Source organism: Aestuariivivens insulae (assembly GCF_022662195.1).
GTDB classification, from domain to species: Bacteria; Bacteroidota; Bacteroidia; order Flavobacteriales; family Flavobacteriaceae; genus Aestuariivivens; species Aestuariivivens insulae.
Genome location: NZ_JAKMCS010000002.1, coordinates 303,586 through 320,791 on the forward strand (window position 1 = coordinate 303,586; position 17,206 = coordinate 320,791).

The 17,206-nt window shown below is 36.4% G+C and carries 11 protein-coding genes and 1 tRNA gene; 4 read left to right on the forward strand and 8 right to left on the reverse strand.

Annotated features, from left to right (window positions below; all coding sequences use genetic code 11):
* Positions 1 to 45: 45 nt before the first annotated feature.
* The 5 genes from MR062_RS03950 to MR062_RS03970 form a co-directional block, all read right to left on the reverse strand.
* The gene (locus tag MR062_RS03950) at positions 46 to 2,829 is read right to left on the reverse strand and encodes an alpha/beta hydrolase family protein (protein ID WP_242202783.1); all 2,784 of its coding nucleotides are present in this window, start codon (positions 2,827 to 2,829) and stop codon (positions 46 to 48) included.
* A gap of 803 nt (positions 2,830 to 3,632) precedes the next feature.
* Positions 3,633 to 3,715 (reverse strand) — tRNA-Tyr (locus MR062_RS03955).
* A gap of 429 nt (positions 3,716 to 4,144) precedes the next feature.
* Positions 4,145 to 6,856 carry a carboxypeptidase-like regulatory domain-containing protein gene (locus MR062_RS03960; protein ID WP_242202784.1) on the reverse strand — a complete coding sequence of 904 codons (2,712 nt, stop codon included), beginning with the start codon at positions 6,854 to 6,856 and terminating at the stop codon, positions 4,145 to 4,147.
* A gap of 45 nt (positions 6,857 to 6,901) precedes the next feature.
* Positions 6,902 to 7,777 carry a GLPGLI family protein gene (locus tag MR062_RS03965; RefSeq protein ID WP_242202785.1) on the reverse strand — a complete coding sequence of 292 codons (876 nt, stop codon included), beginning with the start codon at positions 7,775 to 7,777 and terminating at the stop codon, positions 6,902 to 6,904.
* Positions 7,778 to 7,878: 101 nt separating this feature from the next.
* Positions 7,879 to 8,727: a GLPGLI family protein gene (locus MR062_RS03970; protein WP_242202786.1), complete on the reverse strand. Its 849-nt coding sequence runs from the start codon at positions 8,725 to 8,727 to the stop codon at positions 7,879 to 7,881.
* 123 nt (positions 8,728 to 8,850) lie between these two features.
* Here MR062_RS03970 and MR062_RS03975 point away from each other — a divergent pair, with 123 nt between their 5' ends.
* Genes MR062_RS03975 through MR062_RS03990 form a run of 4 tightly spaced genes read left to right on the forward strand, consistent with a single transcriptional unit; the run spans position 8,851 to position 12,480 of the window.
* Positions 8,851 to 10,371: a sensor histidine kinase gene (locus MR062_RS03975; protein WP_242202787.1), complete on the forward strand. Its 1,521-nt coding sequence runs from the start codon at positions 8,851 to 8,853 to the stop codon at positions 10,369 to 10,371.
* Entirely contained in the window at positions 10,364 to 11,047 is a 684-nt protein-coding gene (locus tag MR062_RS03980) for a response regulator transcription factor (protein ID WP_242202788.1), read from the forward strand. The genes MR062_RS03975 and MR062_RS03980 overlap by 8 nt, the downstream gene beginning before the upstream one ends.
* A gap of 34 nt (positions 11,048 to 11,081) precedes the next feature.
* Positions 11,082 to 11,861 (forward strand): hypothetical protein, encoded by a 780-nt coding sequence (locus MR062_RS03985; RefSeq protein WP_242202789.1) that lies wholly within the window; start codon positions 11,082 to 11,084, stop codon positions 11,859 to 11,861.
* Between the two features lie 4 nt (positions 11,862 to 11,865).
* Entirely contained in the window at positions 11,866 to 12,480 is a 615-nt protein-coding gene (locus MR062_RS03990; RefSeq protein WP_242202790.1) for a deoxynucleoside kinase, read from the forward strand.
* Between the two features lie 460 nt (positions 12,481 to 12,940).
* Here MR062_RS03990 and MR062_RS03995 read toward each other — a convergent pair whose 3' ends face one another.
* The 3 genes from MR062_RS03995 to MR062_RS04005 form a co-directional block, all read right to left on the reverse strand.
* Entirely contained in the window at positions 12,941 to 13,936 is a 996-nt protein-coding gene (locus tag MR062_RS03995; RefSeq protein ID WP_242202791.1) for an App1 family protein, read from the reverse strand.
* A gap of 112 nt (positions 13,937 to 14,048) precedes the next feature.
* A complete protein-coding gene (locus tag MR062_RS04000; protein ID WP_242202792.1) occupies positions 14,049 to 16,439 on the reverse strand; it encodes a sodium-translocating pyrophosphatase in 2,391 nt (796 codons plus the stop codon).
* 131 nt (positions 16,440 to 16,570) lie between these two features.
* Positions 16,571 to 17,098 carry an inorganic diphosphatase gene (locus MR062_RS04005; RefSeq protein ID WP_242202793.1) on the reverse strand — a complete coding sequence of 176 codons (528 nt, stop codon included), beginning with the start codon at positions 17,096 to 17,098 and terminating at the stop codon, positions 16,571 to 16,573.
* Positions 17,099 to 17,206: the final 108 nt, after the last annotated feature.

Below are 17,206 nucleotides of genomic sequence, written 5' to 3' on the forward strand. Positions count from 1 at the left end.
CAACACACTTAATGGCGTTAACACCCCATTAAACATGCATCATCCTCATTTTTTTAAAATCTCTTGCTGTTCATCATACGGAATACTTTTTACCATCCAATCTTTTGCGGGCTCTCCTTTTAAATAATGACCAAACCAGTGCAGTATTCTTTGATGATAATCTTTACGATTTTTTTCTTGTCTTAACCCATGACCTTCTTTAGCATAAGCCAACAATATAAATGGCTTACCAGCTCGCCTAGCAGCATTATAATAAGCTAGTCCCTGGTCCCAATTCACATTTCTGTCCTGATCTCCTACTTCGAACAACATAGGTGTTTCTAAGGATTCTATTTGCATTACAGGTGAATTTCTAATATACCTATCCGGATCTACCCAAGGGGCTACTTCCATACGTTCCTGCCCTACCTCAAAATGATCATTTTCTGGCTTACCTGAAAAGGCAGGCGTAATGGCTAAGTTCATACTTGTTAAATCTGTAAGGCCCGCTCCTGCAACCGAAGCTGCAAAAATATTGGTTTGGGTAGGCACATAGGCGGCTTGGTAACCTCCCCAAGAATGCCCCACTAAACCTACCTTACCTTTATCTACTGCACCATTTTTAAGCACCTCCGCCACAGCTATTTCTAAATTTTTTGCCGAAGACACACCAGGGTTTCCCGGTTCAAATTCGATATCAGGATTAAATACAAAATACCCATTTTGCACCCATACTGTCGTATTATAATAATCTTCTTCTGAAGGAGCTATATACCTATGAAAACGATATGACAACCTTTCGTATATGTAAGTTATCATAGGGTATTTTTCTCCCTTTTTATAATTTGCAGGATAATATAAAATCCCATGGGCTTCATTACCTAACGCATTAGTATAAGTAATCAACTCTGCTTTGCCCCAATAATAATCTGATTGAAATGGATTTAGATTGGTTACCTTCCAGGTGTTTTTAAAATTGAGATCGGCAACCAAAACATCTGGAGACATTGTATAGCTTGACTTACTATATAATACAAAGTCATGATCTTTTTCCTGATGCACTAAATTTATCTGAGCTTCCTCAAAAATATTTGTCTTAAAGCCTTTACTAAAACTGCCTGAAGCAAACCCACTGCCTTTGGTCTTTTGGTTCAATATACTTAAGAACACATTTTCTTTTGGATCCAATAAGCCATCAGTAAATTGGTATCCTCCCAACCTATACACCAAATTGCTACTAGCTCCCTGGGTTACATTTTTCATCTTTCCGTTGGTTGAACATTCCCAGATATCGTATTCAGAATAGATTAAACAAGATTTTCCATTTTCAAACCAACCTCCAAATCCATATGCTGGCAATTGAGGTAGAGGGTGATCGTCATCTGTTTGAATAAATGAAGCTTCCAGGCCTTGCGTTATATTTTTTGAAATAGTCCCCTCAATATCATATAAAAACAAATTATTATTTTTTAAGTAAATAAAAAACTTGTTATTGGGGTCTATTTCAAACGTATTAGCCACATCTGTTAAAACTTTTTTTGTTTCACCTGTTAGCACATTTACAGTATAAACATCTTGGCTTGGGCGGCCAAACATAGCTTCAAACTCATAAGGCGTAGTATCATAACCTATAAATAAATCATTATTTACTTGAACTTTTACATCATCAACAAACTCATCATTAAGTAAGGCAAATTTATTAGTGTCTACCAGCCAAACTCCTTTTTGTGCTTTTTTACTACTTTTATATGGAGATGCTTTTTGATTACTAACCACCATTCGGTCTTGACTATTCCAAATATCTACTTCGGCAATCTCTTCATCTTTTTTTTCTGATGACTTTGTATCAGGCTTAGATGTATTAGAGGCTTCTTTTTCATTTTCTCCCTCTTTTTCATTTCCATTATTCTTGGGTGTATTATAAATAATATCAAAGAATATTCTCTTTCCGTCTTTAGAGACTTGAATATCTCCACTGGCTATTCTCGATAGTTTTGGAAAAGAGGAAAAGTCCTCTTGACTGAAAATTAAAGGCCTGGTATTTTCGGTTGGATTATCCCAAACCAACATCTCATATGTGCTCTCCTTAAAATCATCTGTCTTTAATTCTCTTAATGCTATAATACTTTCGTCTTCATTAATCCATTTTAAGGATTTATACGAAGTTTCTTTTTTATCTAAAACCTTCAGAAGCCCCGTTGAAGCATTATACAGCTGAATAGAATTAGCCATTTTATCTTCAGAACTCAAGTAAATAATAATGTTATCATTTTCTGTATTCCAACTAAAACTTTCTACACTACCAAATGTTACCTCCTTATTGGCCCTAAGGTCTTTTATAGATAAAATACTACCCTCTTTATTCTTTATTTTTGAAGCTAAAAAATTTCCTGTACCACTAAAATTAAATTCATTAATTCCATTATACTCCTTATAATTTAGTGAAGACAACTCAACCAAAGCCATCTTTACCGGAATATCTTTTTTATCTTTTCTCATCTTTTTTATTTCATCACCTGGTAAAGTAACATGAAGCCCTAACCATTCACTGTTTTTGGAAAAGGTAACGCCATTAATATTCTCAAATACAGTATCTTTTTTTGTAATTCTATTAGTTAACAATAGTTTGTAATCATTAGCCTGATTCCTTATGATAGTGGCTAACCAATTCCCATTTTCAGAAACCTTTGTTGTACGCACAGATTCCCATTTAAGATAATCTTCAACAGGGACAAGTTTTTTTACTTGATCCTGAGCGTTAGTTGGAGCTGTAAAAGCCAATGTGAATAAAATAAACACTAAAAGTGCGAATCTGTTTTTTGAATTGAGGTGATACCGATTAATTGTCATAGAATTTGAATTGATATTATTTTATTAACGTATTTATCTTTAAAAAATGCATTCGTATAATTGTAAGTCAATTTTTAAGTGCGATTCCCCTATATCCTTAACAAAACTTTAAGTTTTTATTTTTAAAAAATACTAAATGGCCCGTCACTTATTCAAAAATCACTGATTAAATACCCAAACTTATGTTTTATAATACACTCAAGGAAATAGTAGTTTTAACTTGAAAAAGTCTTTTTTTAAGAAGTGAAAAGAGCTGGATTACATATCCTAGTTTCCCCCTCCTGAAAATGAAAAGCCATGCTGTCTTCACAGCTTACTTTTGGTTTTTATATGGAGCACGGAATAAATTCCTGCTCCTTTAAGCTCAAAACGAGAGAAAAAATTAGCAGGATTGTATATCCTGGTTTCCCCCTCCTGAAAATGAAAAGCCAAGCTGTCTTCACAGCTTACTTTTGGTTTTTATATGTAGCACGGAATAAATTCCTGCTCCTTTAAGCTCAAAACGAGGGAAAAATTAGCAGGATTGTATATCCTGGTTTCCCCCTCCTGAAAATGAAAAGCCATGCTGTCTTCACAGCTTTCTTTTGGTTTTTATATGGATCACGGAATAAATTCCTGCTCCTTTAAGCTCAAAACGAGAGAAAAAATTAGCAGGATTGTATATCCTGGTTTCCCCCTCCTGAAAATGAAAAGCCAAGCTGTCTTCACAGCTTACTTTTGGTTTTTATATGTAGCACGGAATAAATTCCTGCTCCATATAAAAACCAAAAGCCTGCATTTCCATGCAGGCTTTTCGAGTTAAGTGGGAAGAGCAGGATTCGAACCTGCGAAGGTGAAAACCAACAGATTTACAGTCTGTCCTCGTTGGCCGCTTGAGTATCTTCCCAATGAGAGCGCAAATATATTATTGTTTCTGTATTAAACAAAGGAAATATAAAATAACTTATAAGTTCAATCCTTCCATAGCAAATGAGAATTGGTTTCTTTTGACAATAATTGTCATTCCTGCTCCCGCAGGAATCCAATAATGAATGGATCAATTCTGGATTTCGCATCAAGTGTTGTTGAAGTACTCTCGAAGCCACCAAGAACAAAAAAAAAAATTTAAGGACCTAACCACAAAACAACCCTTATGGTTTCTGGTTTTTATGCTACAAATAGTTCTCCTCCTTGATAAGGAGGAGTGGCTTCATTCCGATTTAACAGAATGAAGACGAGGTGGTTTTTTTTGATTCTATTTAATCTTCAAAAAAACTTTATCGTTTTACCCTTCCGTCTTTGATTCTGGTGGCTGAGGTTCTCGAAGCCACCAGAATCAAAGCTCATACCGCAACCTAAAGGTAATAAAACGGGGCTGTATAAAGTATTCTGTAGCGCTTACCGAAATGTTGCTGGATCGGCTTGTGTTCTGCGATTTGGTGTCCAATAAATTGGTGGCTTTAATCTCATACTCCCATTTACTGTCCGCATTTTTTCGGTACGATAAAGAAGCATCCCAAAACTCAAAGGAATTAATTTTCTTGTCCTCATCACTAAAACTATTATAGGAGTAATCTGTTTTAAAAGTAAACGATTTAAAAATAAGGGCATCGAACTCTATGGAAGGGGCTTTGGTAAAAAACTTGGTACGTCTATCACCTTGGTCATTATCCTGTATGCTATAGCGATAGCCTAATTCAAAATTAGGCGCTTCCCTAAAATTGGTTCGTATTTGTCCGCGATAGCTATGGGAATAGTTTTCGTTTACAGATGGTTTACCATTAATTATCTGGTTAAATTTACTGTAGTTAAAGTTTCCGCTTACGGTACCCCTAAACTTTCCCCATGTTTTTTGCAATCGCGCATTGGCACTGGCACTCTCATCGGCCAAACCAGAATTGAAAGGGGTACTTACCCGTACCACACTGCCTGGTTGAAAATTGGATGTGGTCCTTATTCTATCAACCGTTTTACTATAATTTAAACCAGCGTTTACATTAGTATAGTTAAACATGTTAAAACTGAAATAGGACAACCTCACATTATGCGACAAGGCACTTTCCAATTCCGGGTTACCTGAAAATATAGAACGATAGCTATTCAGCACCAAGCCCTTAGCAAATTGGTTCACATCGGTAAATTGGGTACGCATGCTATAATTGAAAATAATCTGCTCACTCTTTTTTAACTGGATTCGCGTATTAAAATCGGGTAACAATCTGAAAAAATTATCGGTATAGTTCTTATTAAACTGACTGTTCTTGGCACTATAGGCATGGGCTGAAAAACCTGGTGTGAATGTGAAAATTCCCGATTTCAAACGGTAATGCAGGCCTAAATACACATCAGAAAATTGGTAAGCAATATCGTTTGTATCCAGTCCATCATTTATTGTTGGTGTATTATCATACTTTGATCCATCATCAAGATCTTGAAAGATATCAGAATTATAATCCTGTTTACTAAAAATAGTACCTAAAGTAAAATTGATATCGCTTTTGGTATTTAAAATGTTCCAATAATCAAGTTTGGCATCCATTTGGTTTGATTTCACACGCTTTTGCTGAGCCACATCATAGGCAACCTGTGTGTCGTCGAATCCTAAAACAGAGGCGGTATTGGAATAGCTTGCCTTATCTTCTAAATAGGCATTGTAAAAGGGGTCTTCATCCTGCAATAAGTGCTGTACTTCCAAAGCAAAAATATTGGTATCGTCCAACGTATAGTAATAATTCAAATTTTGATTGATACTATAGGGTTTGGCACTTTCCAATTCGTTTATGTTTCCGTTTACGGAAGAATAAAACAATTGGTCTTGGGACTCTTTTGAAGTCCTTGCCAACACATCGTAATCTAACTGGTTATTGGTGTTTGGCTTATACTTGGCACTAAATTTAGCCATGGCCAAATCGCTACGCTGGCTCGTATTACTTTCGGTGGTTTCGTCTGGAATATTTAAATCGGGGTCGGTATAAATCACCGAACTGTTTTCCTGTAAATCGGTTCTACTGCTTAAAAAGATGGCAAACCCACTTAAGTCCAAGGTTTTCTTTGGGGAATAACTAAAATTAGCTGCGCCAAACTTGGTATTGATATCCTTTGCCCTATTATTTTGCAGCGTTAAAAAGCCTAAATTATTGCTTCCTAAGTTAATGTTTGTCCCACTACTTCTACTGGGGTTCCTAAAGCCTCCAGTAAAATTGAAATAGTCACGACGGGTAAAAGCTATTTCCCCTATATTATTTAAGTCCCCTATAAAATTTAAACTATACTCAGGGCTGTAATAAAATAACTTGGGTTGTGCCAAATACAAGGTTTTATCTTCTGCCCCGCCAGCTCCAGCAGTAATATTTCCAAACCAAAAGTTCTTTTTACCTTCCTTGAGCTTAATATTGATGGCTATATTATCCTGATTGTTGGTTACACCGCTTAATTGGCCTATTTCGGCATAATTTTTAAGCACTTCAACCTTATCTACTGCATTGGCAGGAATGTTTTGGGTGGCCAGTTTAGAATCGCCATCAAAAAAGTCCTTGCCTTCAACCATCACTTTGCTAACGGCCTTTCCTTCGACCTCAATTTGCCCGTCGTCGTTTACTTCAACCCCTGGCAATTTGTTAAGCACATCGCCCAACTTTCGCTCTGTACCCGATTTAAAAGAATCGGCATTATACACAATAGTATCTCCTTTAATGGTTACGGGCATTTCATAAACCAACTCTACTGCATCTAATGTGTTGTCGTTTTGCAATGTGACATCTTTGGTTAAATTTGATGACGCTGTTTTCACTTCTATTTGCATCGTTTTCATTCCAATATAACTCACCTGGATTTTATAATTGGTATTTTTCTCCAATGACAATTTAAAATATCCTGCCTCATTGGTTATCCCATAGGAATCCAATTTTTGGGACTCTTGATTAATGGCAATAACATTGGCCAATTCTAGCGGTGTTCCAATACTATCCTTTACCACGCCCTCAAGTTTTAGTTGGGCAAAAGATGAACTTACCACACTAAGCAGCATTAAAAAGGTGAGTTTCTTCATTAATTAAATTATTATAGTTTTGATTGATTGAAAAACATATTAAGGCTATCTTCTGCTACCACCTCGACCTCCTCTGCCCCTAAACATTTCGCGCATTTCTTCGGTCTTTTTCTTAACAATGGCATCATACTCAGTTTGAGTGACTTCTTTCCCTTTGGAAGGCATTTTTATAGTTTCTTTTTCTGAAGGGTTTAAAATAATTTTAGAACATAAAATGGTCGTTCTATCGGCACTCACCTCTAATATCAATCCTGGCAAGCCCCAATAAGCATCTGGCCCTTGATTAATGGGGATTTGCGGCGTGTACCAAGCCGTTACCACGACCTCTCTAGATGGTTCTCTTTCCTCCTTTTTTTCATCTTTGGTTTGCGTCTTCGTTGAATCTTTGGGCTGCTCACTAGATGGCCTTCTTCTAAAACTATTGAAATCGAAACCGGTTATCTTCTTTATTGCTGTAGCCTTAAAACAGGTATACTGCCCTATGGTTTTGGTTTCTGCCCCCAGTTGCCAATCTAAAGTCTGCAAACTATCTTTCACCAAAAATTGTTTTCCAAAAAACTCCTGTTCCTGTAAAAGCTGGTGTAACTTCACGTTTTTATACAGATTACCCCCAGTATTGCCCATCATACCAAAACGCATACCTTTTCCCTGTCCAGGGGCTTCCAAATGTTCTTCTTCTTTATAAAGGGACTCTACTTGGTTAAACGTTAAGACGAAGGTTTTTTCCAATGCACTTTTCATTCGATCGGCAATTTCCTTTTTACGTTCTTCACTTAGTTGCCTGCCTCCAAAATTGCTCATATCTATGGTCGTTTTGGATTCGTAATAGGCTTTCCCCTGAAAATTGTTTTGGGCGTATGAAATAAAAGAAACAATGATTAAAATAAATGAAACTGAAGTTCTTAACGTACGATATCGCATTGAGATAATATTTAACTAGCTTTCAAACTAATGTATTTATCCCTGTTAGACCTAAATTGTGATACTTGGTTTAAAGACCAAAGGCTAAATTCTTCTAAAAATCAACCTCCTATTCTAATTTCAATACTTTCTCCACCATCTTCATGGCTATTGTTCCACATGCGTTCTTGCATTTCATTCATTTTCTTTTCCATAATCTTATCGTACTCTTCCTGATTCATCTTATCCCCTTTTTTGGGTTCAACAATACGCACTTCCTTCTCTGGATTGAGGACAATCTTACTACAGATAATGGTTGTTGTTCCATCGTTAACTTCCAATATTAACCCTGGCAAGCCATGATAGTTTGCCGGACCATTACTTATGGGAATTGTTGGGGCATACCACGCCACAACTTCCTGTTGCCGCATTTGAGGCTCCAGGCTTTCTTCTTCAGCATCTAAACCCCTATCACCATTTACGCTAATTCGAGATTCCACAACTTGAACTTCTATTGTTTTGGTCGCTTTAAAACATTCATACTCACCAATAAATTTCTTTTCGCCAGTAAGTTGCCAATCGTGCTTTTGTAGTTTATCCTGAATTAAAAACAACCTACTAAACGATTCATTTTGATTCGTAAACCTATTTTCCTTGAGGTTTTTATACAACACATCCGAATCTCCCGTGCTTACCATCACAATTTGCATTCCCATGGGCTGGGGCGCCTCCAACTCTTTATCTTCCTTATAGATTGAAGCTTCTTTATTAAACGATAACAAGTGGGTTTTCTGAAATTGTTTTTTCATCATGTCCATCATGCGTTGGTGCATTTCAGAATTAACTTGTGTACTGTCTAATTGAATATCCAATTTACGTGTCGATTTATAGGTTGCAATACCTTGAAAATCCTGCGCCAAAACACTTTGTAGCAAACCTAGTGTAAAGCATATAATTAGTAACTGTTGCATTTTTTGATTTGATTTTATATTGACACTACAAAAATGTTATATCGTTTTAAATAAATCCGTTAACTAGTGTTAACGTGTGTTAAGTCATTAGTTTTCTTTGGTTTTAACTGCTACTTTTGAACTATGAACAACATGAAATACAGATGGTTACTCTATGCTATTGTATTTGTAATTATTACTACAATAGGTATTCAGGTGTATTGGAATTACAAAAACTATCTGGTTAACAAGCAACAATTAACCAACGATGTACAACAAAGTGCAGACAATGCCATTGAAACTTACTTTGCCAATCTTGCCGCACAAAACACCATTGCCTATGCTGTCGAGAGACGATTACCAGAAGATTCATTAAGCAATAGCCAAACAGTGGATAGCCTTATAAATGTCAGGACCTCTAAAACACATGGCATTATAAATATTGATTCCTTAGGAAACACAAACAATAAAGACATCTATATTTTTAAAGGAAAAAATATTGATTCCGTAATTGATATTACTCACGGAGGCAATAGCAATTCTACTTGGCGAACCACAAGGCAAATAGCCGTAGAACATGCTGTTGATTTTGATTTAGATTCCATCCTTAATTTTAAGGATTTTAGAAACCTAACCACAAAGGTCATTATTTCCATGACCAAGGACTCCCTTAAATTGGAAACTATTGATAGCCTACTCCACAAAGACTTATTGAGAAAACAAATTGACGTAGATTACGGTATAACTTTAGAATCGGCCTTTAGTGAAACCCAGAAATTAAAATCAGAATATATCACCCCTTCCAGTTTAAGTGTTGTTTCCAGCTCCAATTACCTACCAAGACAGAGCAAACTAACAGTATACTTTAACAATACCGTAAAAACCATTTTAAAAAGAAGCCTTACAGGCATCTTACTTTCGGCTCTTTTAATTTTGGCTGTTATCAGTTGTTTATTTTATTTATTGAAAATTATAAAACACCAAAAGCAACTGGCTGAAGTAAAGAACGATTTAATAAGCAACATCACCCACGAGTTTAAAACCCCTATAGCCACTATTGGCGTGGCCCTAGAAAGCATCAAAAGTTTTAATGTGATTGACGACAAGGCTAAAACCAAAACCTATATCGACCTGTCCTCCAACCAACTTAACAAACTAAACGTTATGGTTGAAAAGTTGTTGGAAACCGCAACTTTAGATAGTGAAACATTACAATTGAACAAAGACACTGTAGACCTAACTGCTTTGTTAAGCACGCTAACGCATCGATATAAAGTGCAACATTCAGAAAAGCAATTTGTTTTTGATGCTCATACTGAAACTCATCTTGTTCATGTTGATGCCTTTCATATTGAAAATGCCTTGAACAATATTTTGGACAATGCAGTGAAGTACGGCGGAGACACCATTGAAATTGTACTAATTAAACATAACACCAGATTGGACATTGTTATTTCCGATAACGGAGACACCCTAAAAAAAGCCCACAAAGACAAAATATTTGAAAAGTTCTATCGAGTCCCTAGAGGCAACACACATGATGTTAAAGGTTTTGGCATTGGACTATATTATACCAAAACCATAATTGAAAAACATAACGGTAGTATTACAGTGAATATAGACCAAAACAAAACAGCCTTTAAAATTACGCTTCCCAATGGATAAAGTAACCACCATACTTTTAGCAGAAGACGAACCCGCATTAGGGCTAATCATAAAAGAAAGTCTGGAAACCAGAAATTTTAAGGTGCTTCCATGCGACAATGGCGAAACAGCTTTTGATGTCTTCCAAAAAGAATCACCAGAATTATTGGTTTTAGATGTTATGATGCCCAAAAAAGATGGCTTCACCCTTGCCAAAGAAATTAGGGCCATAAACGATTCCACTCCCATTATTTTTTTAACGGCTAAATCGCAAACCCAAGATGTGGTTGAAGGATTTACCATTGGAGGCAACGATTATTTAAAAAAGCCCTTTAGCATGGAAGAACTCATCGTTCGCATTAATAATCTGTTAGACCGAACCAAACTACAAAAAACAAGTGCTATTTTACAGTTGGGACATTACAACTTTAATTTTCCTAAACAGTTACTGCAATATAAAAATGAAGCCGCAGTACAGTTAACACATCGTGAGGCCCATTTATTGTTCCACTTAATTAAAAATAAAAATCAAGTACTGGATCGCTCATTAATACTTAATAAACTCTGGGGCAACGACGATTTTTTTAGTGCACGAAGTATGGATGTGTTCATTACCAAACTTCGTAAAAAACTAAATCTGGATGAAAACATTCAAATCATTAACATTAGAGGATTTGGCTATAAGTTAATTTGTTAAATATGGATTGATTTTTGTACTTTTCATGTCGTACATGAAGCATCTTATTTATTTACTGTTGTTATGGTCCTTACCCATAGTTTCACAAGAATCTATGGTGCCTACGCTTGTAAAAAAAACAAATCTCGATATCGAAACCTTTGTTGGAATAGACCATTTTGAATCCATTTATTACATTCAAAACAATGTGTTCCATAAAACAACGCCTTCCAAAACCATAAACTACAACAATTTACAGCTAGGGAATTTAACCAGCGCCAATATTTTTAACCCCCTTAAAATCAACCTGTTTTACAAAGACTTTAATACCGTTGTTATTTTAGACAACAGGCTTGCCGAAATATTCAAAATAGATTTTAATACCCTATCGGAATATAAAAATGTTACGCACGTATCGATGGGACACGATAATACGCTTTGGCTATTTAACCAAGACACCCAACAACTCGAACTTTACGATTACAAAACCAACACCTCTAGGGCCAAAACCCTACCCATACAAACCGAAGTTTTAGCCCTAAAAAGTAACTACAACACCTGTTGGATGCTTACCAAATCGTACTTGTATGTTTACAATTATTTTGGAAGTTTGTTACGGAAAATAAAAAATGACGGATATACGGAGTTTTTTGAAGACAATAACAATATTATTTTCAAAAAAGGCCACCAATTACTCTATTTGGAGCATGGCACCGAAACCCTAGCCCCCATAGAAACTCCAAATTTGTTGATAAATCAGTTTTTTGTAAACAACGAAACCTTGTATATTTACGATTCTAAATTTCTTTACACATACCGTTTAAAAACTAACTGATACTATGCATATTGCAATTGCCGGAAACATTGGTGCTGGAAAAACAACACTCACTAAACTTTTAGCCAAACACTACAGATGGGAACCCCAATTGGAAGATGTTGTGGACAACCCTTACTTGGATGATTTTTACAATCAAATGGAGCGTTGGAGCTTTAACTTACAGGTGTATTTCTTAAACAGCCGTTTTCGTCAGGTGCTACAAATTCATGAAAGTGGCAAGGATATTATCCAAGACCGAACCATTTATGAGGACGCCCATATTTTTGCGCCCAATTTGCATGCGATGGGCTTAATGACCAATAGGGATTATGAAAATTACCGCGCTTTGTTCGACTTAATGGAATCTCTGGTACAAGGCCCCGATTTATTAATTTATTTACGCAGTTCCATTCCTAATTTAGTATCACAAATACATAAACGGGGACGCGATTACGAAAACACGATTAGCATAGATTACCTAAGTCGTTTAAACGAACGTTACGAAGCTTGGATCCACGGTTACAATAATGGCAAATTGCTTGTAATAGATGTCGATAAACTCAATTTTGTGGATAACCCAGAAGACCTAGGCAATGTTATCAATAAAATAGATGCCGAAATACACGGGCTATTTTAAGAGGTCTACCATTAAAGATCACTATTGCAATTGTTTTTTTTGGGCAAATGGCAAGCCACCGCGCTATCCACTATAGTTTTTTAAAATTTTTGGAATTTTAAAAAAGCTGTCGCTCCTATCGCTTTTGCAGGGTTTACGGCTTCTGTTTTCAGTCTCAGCTCACAGTATTTACCTAAAACTTCTAAACCATTAAACCCCTAAACCCCTAAACCATTAAACCCCTAAACTTCTACACTCAATACTTTGTACTCAATACTAAATACTTTCAACCTTAAAATTAAAACTGTCTAAAAAGAACTTCTCGATAATAAATTCTTCCAGAATTTCACTCGAAGTGACATTCAGGCCTATAAACCTTAATACTTTGTACTTTGTACTTTGTACTTGATACTTGATACTTGATACTTGATTCATTGTACTTTTCAACCTAAAAAAAGAAATTTGTCGCTCCCGCCTCTATTCAACTTATAAACCCATGTTTCCTGGCATGCTCCATGGCAAGTTTGCTATTTTTAGCCAATAACATAGGGGTCAATTTGTAATCTTTGTAGAGTTTATTTACCCGAAGCATCCGCTTTTTATGGTTTACGCGTAGTAAATAAATGGCTAGAATCCTTTCGGGATACAACTTTGCTATTTCCAGATAAATATACGGATCATGTTCGCCACTATCACCAATTAAAATAAATTTTAATTTAGGATAGGCTTTTAATAAGTTTATAATCTCTTGTTGTTTTCTTGGCTTTTCGCCTCTACTTTTAGAAAACGGCCTAGGAAAGTTCCTTAAAATGATCGGTCCCTTAGGAAATTTATTTTTCTTTAAGAAATACTCCAAATAGCGGTATAAATTCCACGGACTATGACTTACATAAAAAATAGGATTGGCTTCATGGCCTGTTTTACCTTCGTGTAACTTTTGATAAAACTCAGGTGCGCATTCAAGGGGCAAGCGTTGTCCTGCCGAAGTCAACAAGGTATTATATAGCACCCGCCATTTTAAAACCGACACTAAACCAGTATGTAAAATAGTATCGTCTATATCACTAATAACACCATAAGAAGCTGTTTGGGACGGAATTAGCATCTCTCCCGGGAAACAGTTTTCAGATTGTATGGTTCGCTTTACTTGGTTCACTTTATAAGAAACCTCAAAATTGACCCAACCTTCACTATTGGCATAGCCTCCTACATCATCTATTGTTTCATCAAATAAAAAATAACCGTCATTATCGGTCTTTGTATAAAACTCAAAATGGTCTCCCATATTGATTTTAAGTTCTGTATTTTTTATTTCATCGGTCTCGAAACGTTTCCATGCATTAAAAAGGAGCTTAAAAGCACCCTTTTCCTCTAAATTTATATTCTCATCTTCAATTGCCCTTCCTCTCAAATACACATGACTGGATGTGCCATACGTTTGAAACGCTATAATTTGGAGTGGATCTTTTTTAAACATGTAATCGTACTAAGAGCAAACAAAAATTGGTTGACTAAAAATAATAAAAAAACCACACCATCCTCCAATTACGCTAAGAGAACAGTGTGGTTCTATTTTTTAAAGAAAATAATTATTGAATTACCTCTTTTTCTATTTCCTTAATTACTTTTTTCGTTTTAGCCCCTTCTAATGTTTCGATGCTCGCTTTCACTTCAGCTTCGGTACCTTCAAAAGTTTCATAAGCTGTTGATGTTTCTCCATTTTCCGTGGTTACCGTTGTAACCACAGCCTTAACGGTACCATCATCATTAGTCGTCATCTTAACTTTAACTTCTTTAGATACCTCAACCTGTTCCTTAGCTATAGTATCACCAGAAACATAAGCCATTGCAGCATCACTATCTACTAAACTTGGTGCAATAACTAAAGCCACCACACTCATTAACTTCAATAAGATATTTAATGAAGGTCCAGAAGTATCCTTAAACGGATCTCCTACCGTATCACCAACAACAGCCGCTTTATGGGCATCGGTTCCTTTACGGCCTTGTTCTTCAATAGTCTTTTTAGCATTATCCCATGCGCCTCCAGCATTCGATTGGAAAATCGCCATAAGTACACCGCAGGTAGTTACCCCTGCCAATAAGCCTCCTAACATTTCTGCACCGCCAATAAATCCTACAGCAACTGGCACCGCAATGGCCAACAAGCCTGGCAACACCATTTCTTTAATAGAGGCTTTAGTAGAGATAGCTACACATTTTTCGTATTCTGCAACACCATCGGCGGCATCAAATATTTTTCTATCAGCTTCTGAAGCTTTACTAATATCAGAATCATATTTACGCATCACTTCTAATGCTGCTTTTAATTGAGGAATATCCCTAAATTGGCGACGCACTTCTTCTATCATAGCCATAGCGGCCCGCCCTACGGCATTCATAGACAACGCAGAAAACACAAAAGGCAGCATGCCTCCTACTAATAAACCAGCCATGATATCGGGTTTCGATACATCAATAGCAGTAACACCTGCAGTCTCCATAAAAGCTGCAAATAAGGCTAAAGCTGTTAACGCTGCCGATGCAATGGCAAATCCTTTTCCAATAGCAGCAGTGGTATTTCCAACGGCATCCAACTTATCGGTTCGTTCACGCACTTCACTTGGCAATTCGGCCATTTCTGCAATACCACCGGCATTATCGGAAATCGGCCCGTAGGCATCAACTGCTAATTGAATTCCAGTATTGGCCAACATTCCAACAGCGGCAATAGCAATTCCATATAACCCAGCAAAGTGATGAGACACTAAAATAGCGGCAGCAATTAAAAGAATAGGGATCATGGTAGACATCATACCAATCCCCAAACCAGCAATAATATTTGTTGCCGCTCCTGTCTCAGATTGTCTCACAATAGAGTTTACAGGCTTTGTACCTGTTCCCGTGTAATATTCGGTAACCTTTCCAACCAATAAACCAGCTATCAAACCAGTAATGGTTGCCCAAAACACACCCATCGATGTATATTCAACTCCTTTAAAAGAATACGTTTCAGGAATAAAAGCATTTATAATAAAGTAAGAGGCTACCACCATTAATCCAGCTGAGCCAAATTCACCCAAGTTCAACGCTTTATGTGGCGAGCCACCATCTTTTACCTTTACAAAAAAGGTTCCTATAATAGACATAATAATACCAACTGCAGCCAAAACCAATGGCAAATAAACGGCACCTATACCATCAAATTCAGTTCCTGTGGAAATAAGTGCTCCTAATACCATTGTACCAATAATAGACCCTACATAAGACTCGAATAAATCGGCTCCCATTCCTGCAACATCACCAACATTATCACCAACATTATCTGCAATTGTTGCTGGGTTTAATGGGTGGTCTTCAGGAATACCTGCTTCTACTTTTCCAACCAAATCGGCTCCTACATCGGCAGCCTTGGTATAAATTCCTCCTCCAACACGGGCAAAAAGTGCAATTGATGAGGCTCCAAGTGAAAAACCGGATAGCACATTCAATACTTCACTTATATCCCATCCTTGCCCACTATAAATCATAAACAAACCACTAAGACCTAAAACGCCTAAGCCAACAACACCTAATCCCATAACAGCACCTCCAGCAAACGCCACTTCTAAGGCTTTGCCCAAAGAGGTTCTAGCGGCATTGGTTGTTCTTACATTGGCTTTAGTAGCCACTTTCATTCCTATAAAACCAGCCAGTGCAGAACATATAGCTCCCACAACAAACGATACAGCTACCATACCGTTAGACCCTGCTTCACTATTCCCTTTAACAAAGAGTAGTATCGCAACAGCTATAACAAAAATTGATAAAATCTTATATTCTGCTTTTAGGAAAGACATGGCGCCATCGGCAATGTTTTTTGCAATGCGTTTCATTTTATCATCACCCTGATCTTGCTTGGTCACCCAAGCACTTTTAACAAATACAAAGACCAATGCCAGCACACCAAAAAGCGGCAGAAATTTCACTATTAAATCCATAATTAGTTCATTAGTTATTAGTTAATATTTTTTTTAACGGAGCTAAAAATAGGAAAATATAAGTGATAAAAAAAACCGCCTTAAATTAAAGACGGTTTATTTTTTTAACGTGTAAATTGCGAATCTTTCAATTAGATGGTAAATGTTCTTTTTTTCTTATGTTCGCTATCTTCGTAACGTTTCACACATTCATGGTATATCTTGGTAGCTTCTTCGGCATTACCCCAACCACCAACATCTACTTTTTTCTTTTCTAAATCCTTATAAACTTGAAAAAAGTGCTCTATTTCTTTTAACCTATGTGGATTTAAGTCAGCTATATCGCTACGCTTGCTCCAAACAGGATCCGATACAGGTACGCAAATAATTTTTTCATCAGGTCCTTTTTCATCGGTCATATGGAAAACACCTATTGGACGTACTTCCATTACAACCATAGGATACGAAGGCTCTGTAGATAAAACCAATACATCTAAAGGATCTTTATCCAATGCTAAGGTTTCTGGTACAAATCCGTAATCTCCCGGATACATCATAGATGAAAACAAGGTACGGTCAAATCTAATTTTATGTAACGTAAAATCGTATTCGTATTTATTTCTACTTCCTTTTGGTATCTCTATCAATACATCAAAAGTCACATCTTTTTTCTTACTCATTTTTATTGTTTTAGGGCTGCAAATGTACGTAACCCATACGCTTTTAGCAATAAAAAACTTAATCGATTTACATTATTATTTCCTATCTTGCCCAAGACTAACTCAAAT